This is a genomic window from Burkholderia sp. Ac-20349 (genome assembly GCF_017104865.1).
GTDB lineage: Bacteria > Pseudomonadota > Gammaproteobacteria > Burkholderiales > Burkholderiaceae > Burkholderia > Burkholderia aenigmatica.
On sequence record NZ_JAAGPM010000240.1, the window covers coordinates 1 to 6679 of the forward strand.

General features: G+C 70.7%; 8 protein-coding genes. 6 read left to right on the forward strand and 2 right to left on the reverse strand.

The window, feature by feature from the left end:
* The 4 genes from cbiT to cobM form a co-directional block, all read left to right on the forward strand.
* Positions 1 to 886 (forward strand): precorrin-6Y C5,15-methyltransferase (decarboxylating) subunit CbiT (gene cbiT / locus G3N61_RS37370; protein ID WP_205824918.1); only part of this gene is annotated, 886 nt, incomplete at its 5' end.
* Positions 886 to 1974: a cobalt-precorrin-5B (C(1))-methyltransferase gene (locus tag G3N61_RS37375; RefSeq protein WP_043182838.1), complete on the forward strand. Its 1089-nt coding sequence runs from the start codon at positions 886 to 888 to the stop codon at positions 1972 to 1974. The genes cbiT and G3N61_RS37375, both read left to right, overlap by 1 nt.
* Positions 1971 to 2702, forward strand: a complete 732-nt coding sequence (locus G3N61_RS37380; RefSeq protein WP_205824920.1) for a cobalt-precorrin-6A reductase — start codon at positions 1971 to 1973, stop codon at positions 2700 to 2702. Before G3N61_RS37375 ends, G3N61_RS37380 begins: the two co-directional genes overlap by 4 nt.
* A gap of 43 nt (positions 2703 to 2745) precedes the next feature.
* Complete coding sequence (gene cobM / locus G3N61_RS37385) at positions 2746 to 3474, forward strand: precorrin-4 C(11)-methyltransferase (protein ID WP_122945360.1); 729 nt, start codon at positions 2746 to 2748, stop codon at positions 3472 to 3474.
* Here cobM and G3N61_RS37390 read toward each other — a convergent pair whose 3' ends face one another.
* Positions 3475 to 4386: a DMT family transporter gene (locus G3N61_RS37390; RefSeq protein ID WP_205824922.1), complete on the reverse strand. Its 912-nt coding sequence runs from the start codon at positions 4384 to 4386 to the stop codon at positions 3475 to 3477.
* Between the two features lie 141 nt (positions 4387 to 4527).
* Between G3N61_RS37390 and G3N61_RS37395 the strand changes: the two genes are divergently transcribed.
* Both G3N61_RS37395 and G3N61_RS37400 read left to right on the forward strand, forming a co-directional pair.
* Positions 4528 to 5064, forward strand: a complete 537-nt coding sequence (locus tag G3N61_RS37395; protein ID WP_205824923.1) for a MarR family transcriptional regulator — start codon at positions 4528 to 4530, stop codon at positions 5062 to 5064.
* Between the two features lie 139 nt (positions 5065 to 5203).
* Positions 5204 to 6031, forward strand: a complete 828-nt coding sequence (locus G3N61_RS37400) for a hypothetical protein (RefSeq protein WP_241018091.1) — start codon at positions 5204 to 5206, stop codon at positions 6029 to 6031.
* Between the two features lie 13 nt (positions 6032 to 6044).
* On the opposite strand, the gene G3N61_RS37405 is transcribed toward G3N61_RS37400, so the two are convergent.
* A partial coding sequence (locus tag G3N61_RS37405; RefSeq protein ID WP_241018092.1) for an MFS transporter occupies positions 6045 to 6679 on the reverse strand: 635 nt, incomplete at its 5' end.

A 6679-nucleotide genomic window follows, 5' to 3' on the forward strand; every position in this document is an offset into this window, starting at 1 on the left:
TCGGCCGCTTGCGACGCTCGCGCGTCACCTGCTGCCCGGACGCCGCCTGTTCGTGTTGAGTGCCGACGGCCGGACGCCGGCCGCCGTCGCGGCCGAGCTCGTCGCGCGCGGCTTCGGGCCGACGCGCGTCAGCGTGTTCGAACATCTGGGCGGCCCGCTCGAGCGGCGTCTCGACGGGCTTGCGCAGGACTGGCACGTCGACGAAACGGCCGCGCTCAATCTCGTCGCACTCGACTGCCAGGCCGGCCCCGACGCGCCGCGCCGGGCGCTCACGCCGGGCTTGCCCGACGATGCATACCGTCACGACGGCCAGCTCACCAAGCGCGACCTGCGCGCGATGACGCTCGGGCGCCTCGCACCCGCGCCCGGCGAGCTGCTGTGGGACGTCGGCGCCGGCAGCGGCTCGATCGGCATCGAATGGATGCGCGCGCATCCGTCCTGCCAGGCGATCGCGATCGAAGCGCATGCGGAGCGACAGCGCTTCATCGAGCACAACCGTGACGCGCTCGGCGTGCCGGGCCTGCAACTCGTCGCCGGCCGCGCCCCCGATGCGCTCGCGGGGCTCGCCGCGCCCGACGCGATCTTCATCGGCGGCGGGGCGACCGCGCCGGGCGTGCTCGACGCCTGCTGGGTATCGCTGAAGCCCGGCGGCCGGCTGGTCGCGAATGCGGTCACGCTGCAGGGTGAGATGGCGCTTGCCGCCTGGCGCGACGCGCACGGCGGCACGCTCACGCGCGTATCGCTCGCGCACGCCGAGCCGCTTGGCCGCTTCGATACGTGGCGCCAGCCGTTGCCGGTCACGCTGTACGACGTGCGCAAGCCCGACGCGGCCGACACGACCGGATCGCCGGCCATGACGAACGCAACGGACGCAACGGACGCGTGATGCGCGACGAGACCCCCGAACAGCCCGCGCCGCTACGCTTCGGCTATACGACCGGCAGTTGCGCGACCGCGACGTCGCTCGCCGCCGCGCGGCTGCTGCTCGCGGGTCGTGCGGACGACGCAGTCGAGATCGTGCTGCCGAAGGGGCAGCGCGTGATGATGCGGCTCGAGTTCTGCCGGGCCACCGCCGACGGTGCGGAAGCCGGCACGATCAAGGATGCCGGCGACGATCCGGACGTCACGCACGGCGCGCTGATCTTCGCGCGCGTCGCGCTCGCGGCGGCGCCCGGCGTGCGGTTTCATGCGGGGCCCGGCGTCGGCACGGTCACGCGCGCGGGGCTGACGCTGCCGGTCGGCGAACCGGCGATCAACCCGGTGCCGCGCCAGATGATGACGACGCACCTGGAGGCGCTGGCGGCCGAGCATGGCCATGCGGGCGGCTTCGACGTGACGATCGGCGTCGAAGGCGGCGAAGCGCTCGCGCTGAAGACGATGAACCCGCGCCTCGGCATCGTCGGCGGGCTGTCGATCCTCGGCACGACCGGCATCGTGCGGCCGTTCTCGTGCTCGGCCTATATCGCGTCGATCCACCAGGGCATCGACGTCGCGCGGGCGAATGGCATCGCGCACATTGCCGCGTGCACGGGCAACGCAAGCGAGGACGCGATGCGCGCGCACTATCAACTGCCCGACATGGCGCTGATCGAGATGGGCGATTTCGCGGGCGCGGTGCTCAAGCACCTGCGGCGCGCACCGGTCGCGCGGCTGTCGATGTGCGGCGGCTTCGGCAAGCTCAGCAAGCTCGCCGCCGGCCATCTCGACCTGCATAGCCGCCATTCGAGCATCGACCTGCCGCTGCTCGCGCAGTGGGCGGCCGAGGCGGGCGCAAGCGACACGCTGCAGGCCGCGATGCGCGCCGCGAACACGAGCCAGGAAGCCTTGAAGCTCGCGCACGCCGATGGCGTGCCGCTCGGCGATCTCGTCTGCGCGCACGCGCTGCGCGTCGCGCGCGACATCGTGCCGCCGTCGGTCGCCGTCGAGATGTTCGCGATCGACCGGCAGGGCCGCTTCGTCGGGGAGGCGCGATGAGCACGCGCATCCTGCTGCTCGGCGGCACCGGCGAAGCACTGAAAATCGCACGCGCACTCGGGCCCCATCACGTCTACAGCCTGGCAGGCCTCGGCAAGGTGCCCGACGAACTGCGCTGCGACGTGCGCGTCGGCGGCTTCGGCGGTGCTGCCGGGCTGGCCGCGTATCTGCGCAGCGCCGGCATCGGCCTCGTGATCGATGCGACGCATCCGTATGCCGCGCAGATCAGCGCGAACGCCGCCGCCGCGGCGCGTGAAGCGGGCGTGCCGCTGTGGGCGCTGCGTCGCGCGCCGTGGTCGCCGCAACCCGGCGACGACTGGCGCATGGTCGACGACTGGGCCGGCATCGAAGCCGCGCTCGCGCCGTTCAAGCGGCCGCTGTTCACGCTCGGCCGCGAACCGCTCGCACATCTCGACGCGATCCCGCCGCACCAGTTCTGGCTCGTGCGCTGCCTCGACGCGCATCCCGGCAACGCACGGGCGCAGATCGTCGCCGCGCGCGGGCCGTTCACGCTCGACGGCGAGCGCGCGCTGTTCGCGCTGATGGGCATCGACGTCGTCGTCAGCAAGAACAGCGGTGGCGCGGCCACCGAAGCCAAGCTCGACGTCGCGCGCGAACGCAGGTTGCCGGTCGTGATGCTGCGCCGGCCGCCGCTGCCCGACGCCGACTGCGCGTTCGACTCGGCCGCCGCGCTCATCGACGCGCTCGATCCGGCCGCGCGCGCATGACGCCGCGCGGCCGGTCATCCCATGAATTGACGGAGATTTTTCGATGACGGTGTATTTCATCGGCGCGGGCCCCGGCGACCCGGAGCTGATCACGGTGAAGGGCCAGCGCCTCGTGCGCACGTGCCCGGTGATCCTGTATGCGGGTTCGCTAGTGCCGGCCGCCGTGCTCGACGGCCATCGCGCGGAACAGGTCGTCAATACGGCCGAGCTCGACCTCGACGCAATCGTCGCGCTGCTCGCCGGCGCCCATGCGAAAGGGCAGGACGTCGCCCGCGTACATTCGGGCGACCCGTCGCTGTACGGCGCGATCGGCGAGCAGATCCGCCGTCTCAAGGCGCTCGGGATTCCGTACGAAATCGTACCCGGTGTGACCGCCACGGCCGCGTGCGCGGCCACGCTCGGCGTCGAGCTGACGCTGCCCGGCGTCGCGCAGACGGTGATCCTCACGCGCTTCGCGGGCAAGACGACGATGCCGGAAGGCGAAGCGCTCGGCTCGCTCGCCGCGCACCGCGCGACGCTCGCGATCCATCTCGGCGTGCGCCATCTCGCCCGCATCGTCGACGAAGTGCTGCCGCATTACGGCGCCGATTGCCCGGTCGCGGTGATCTATCGCGCGAGCTGGCCCGACGAGGAACGCGTGACCGGCACGCTCGCCGACATCGTCGCCAAGGTGCAGGGCACGCAGATCGAGCGCACCGCGTTGATCCTGATCGGGCGCGTGCTGGACGCCGAAGGGTTCGCGGATTCGACGCTGTACGCAAGCGCGGGCTGATCACGCACGGGCGGGCGCGAGCCCGGTACGGCGTTCGCGCAGGTGCGTGTAGAGCGCCGCGCCGATCGTGATTGCGCCGCCGACGAAGTAGATCGGCGACGCCGATTCGCCGAGGATCAGGATCGACGCGGCGATGCCCACGACGGGAATCAGATTGAGCACGACCACGCTCCAGTACGATGCGTTGTCGCGCGCGCCGCGAAAATAGAACAGGAACGCGAGCGTGAACTGCAGCACGCCGATCGCCAGCGCGGGCCACACGGCCGGCCACGCCGGCAACCGGAGCGGGCCGCCGCGGCCCGCATCGACGCCGAGCAGCACGAGCGCCAGCAGCAGCGAGCCGGCCTGCTGGATCAGCAGCATCGCGGTCGTGGACGGAAGCGTCACGGCCTGCGTCGACAGCGACACGTACAGCGCGGCCACCATCACGCCGGCGAACACGAACGCATCGCCGCGCAGCGACGCGTGCCCGTCCGCCGACGGGTCGCCGAGCGTGATGACGACGACACCCAGCAACGCGACGACGCCCGCCACCAGCAGCCGCCTGTCGACCCTGAAGCGGAACAGCGCGATGTTGAACGCGAGGATGCCGAGCGGTTCGAGCGCGAAGATCACCGCCGTGTGCAGCGCGGACGTGGATTGCATGCCGACGAACCCGAGGTAGTACGCGCCGCATGGCTCGAGCATGCCGATCAGCGCGACGACGGCGAGCTGCGCCGGCACGATGCCTGTCAGGCTCACGCGTTGCGCGACGGCGAAGCAGGCGAGTACCGTGACGCTGGCGGCGATCTGCAGCACGATGAGCCACGCGGGCGACAGGGCCGGCAGCAGCATTTTGCTGAACGGAATGGCGACGCCCCAGCACAACGTCGCCATGATCAGATATCCGGTCTTGCGCGCGTTGTCGTTCATGCGTGGACTCCACTCGGCCTGTCGACCCGTAGAATGCGGGCGTGCGGCCGCCCGGATCGAGCGGGCCGCGCCGCGGCTGACATCGGTGAAACGGTGGTTTAAATTATATGCGTGACGCACACATATGCTAGGAGCGCCTACGTGAAAAAGCAACGCCTGAACAATTTGCTGGGCGCACTCGCGCTCGGGCTGAACGACCGGGTAGAGGACGCAATCGCCCGCGACACGGGGCTGCACGGGTCGAGCGTGGATGCGCTGGTGCTGCTGTCGCAATCTCATGCGCTGACGATCGACGCGCTGGCGCGGCAATTGATGCTCGTGCATTCGTCGGCCGTGCGGCTCGCCGAGCGGATGGCACAGGAAGGGCTCGTCGCGCGCGAACCCGGCGACGACAAGCGCACCGTCGTGCTGACGCTGACCGAGACCGGGCACGATGCGGTGCAGCAGGTGCTGGCCGCGCGCGGCACGGCAATCGCGGATCTCACGCGCACGCTAACGCCCGAGCAATGCGCGCAGCTCATGCCAATCTGCGAGCAACTGGTCGGCGCGCTCGCCGACGACATGTCGAACGCGGTCCGCGTGTGCCGTCAGTGCGACGAAGACGCGTGCGACTTGCGGCGCTGCCCGTCTGAACGCGCCTATCGGCGGTTCCTGGCGGAACAGGAAGCGGGCGACTGAGAACGGTGCAGTGTCTGGGCGAGGCGGGCGCTTTCGGGCAGACTGGGCCACTTCGCGGGATCACGGCACGCCAACCACCTTACAAGGACACCATTGAATGGGTACCCGTATTCGATCGGGCATTGTCGGCCTGGCGGGATTGACGGCCGCGCTGCTGGCGGCATCCGCGGTCAACGCCGCCGGTGAAGCCACCGAAGCCCGCGCCGTGCCATTCGTCGCGGTCGCGAAAACCGCCGTGCCCGATCGCGACTGGCCGCGCAAGGTTTGCGCGTTGGCGTCGGCATCGTGCGGCGCGCCCGGCCAGTCAGGCGATGCGGACAACGCGCCGTCGCTGTACCGGGCCAGGAACGACGCGTCGGGCATCTACTACGCGATCCTGCCGGGCCCGCAGCTGCTGAAAGTGAGCTTCGCGCCTGCCGCTGGCTGGAAGGTCGTTCAGCAGTGGAATTTCTCCGACTATCAGCCCGCCGACCGGGGCGTCGGCGACGGCGATCCGCCACCGCTCCAGATCTACCCCGCGCTGTACCCGCTGGGCGGCGAGCGCTTCGCGGTCGCGGTGCTGGCCGGTTGGGCAGAAAGCTATTCAGGCGGCGGAGGAAGCTGGGAAAACGCCGACTTCGTCGAACTGCGGCCGAACGGCGGCCACGCCCGCACGCCACGCGTCTCGAAGCTCCCGTTCAGCTGCGACAAGCAGATTCGGGCCTGCTTCACCGAGCACGACTATCAGCACTCGCCGCATTGCAGCGAAGACTTCGACGGTTCGCTGCGGCTGCGCTTCGTGCCCGGTGCGAGCGCCGGCAATCTCGACTGGATCGCCACGTGGAAGGAGAGCCATTGGCCGGGCCTGGAACCGCGCAGCAAAACCGGGCATACGTCGGTTTCCGTCACGCTGCCGGCAGGACGGGACCCGGTCGCCGCAGGCAACGCGCTGCGCGACAAGATCCCGTTTTGCGAGCCGGTCAACTGAGCGGCGGCCGCTGCTACGCGCGCGCGGCGTGCAGCGCCCGCTTCGGTGCAAAGCCTGCCGCCAGCGCGAACAGCGCGACACACAGGCAGGCCATCGCGATCCACGCGGGTGACAGGTCGGCGAGATGCTGGCGCACGATGCCTGCCGCGAACGGGAACAGCCCGGCGATCAGGTAGCCGATGCCCTGCACGAACCCCGTCAGCGATGCGGCATCGGCCGGCGTCGCCGCGTGGTCGACCGTGACGATCAGCGACAGCGGAAACAGCGCGCCGATCCCCGCACCCATCAGCAGCGCGGCCGGCAGCGCGAGCGCTTCCGGTGCGGCCAGCATCACCAGCAAGCCGACGAACAGCGATGCGATTGCCGCATGCAGCGCGGGCCGGCGATCGGGCAGGCGGTCGATCATCGCCGAGATCGTCAGCCCCGCGACGACTTCCGCGAGCGTCACACCGCCGAGCAGGCTGCCGGCCGCCGTCGGCGACCAGCCGAGCCGCATGTAGTAAGGCGGCAGCCACGCGAGCACGAGCGTGTACGCGCCCGTCGCGATGCCGAAGAACAGCGCGAGTCGCCACGCACGCGGCGAGCGCGACGGCTGCGCATTCGATGCCGACGCCGGCCCGCCGGCGAGCGCGTCGCCGCCGCGACTGG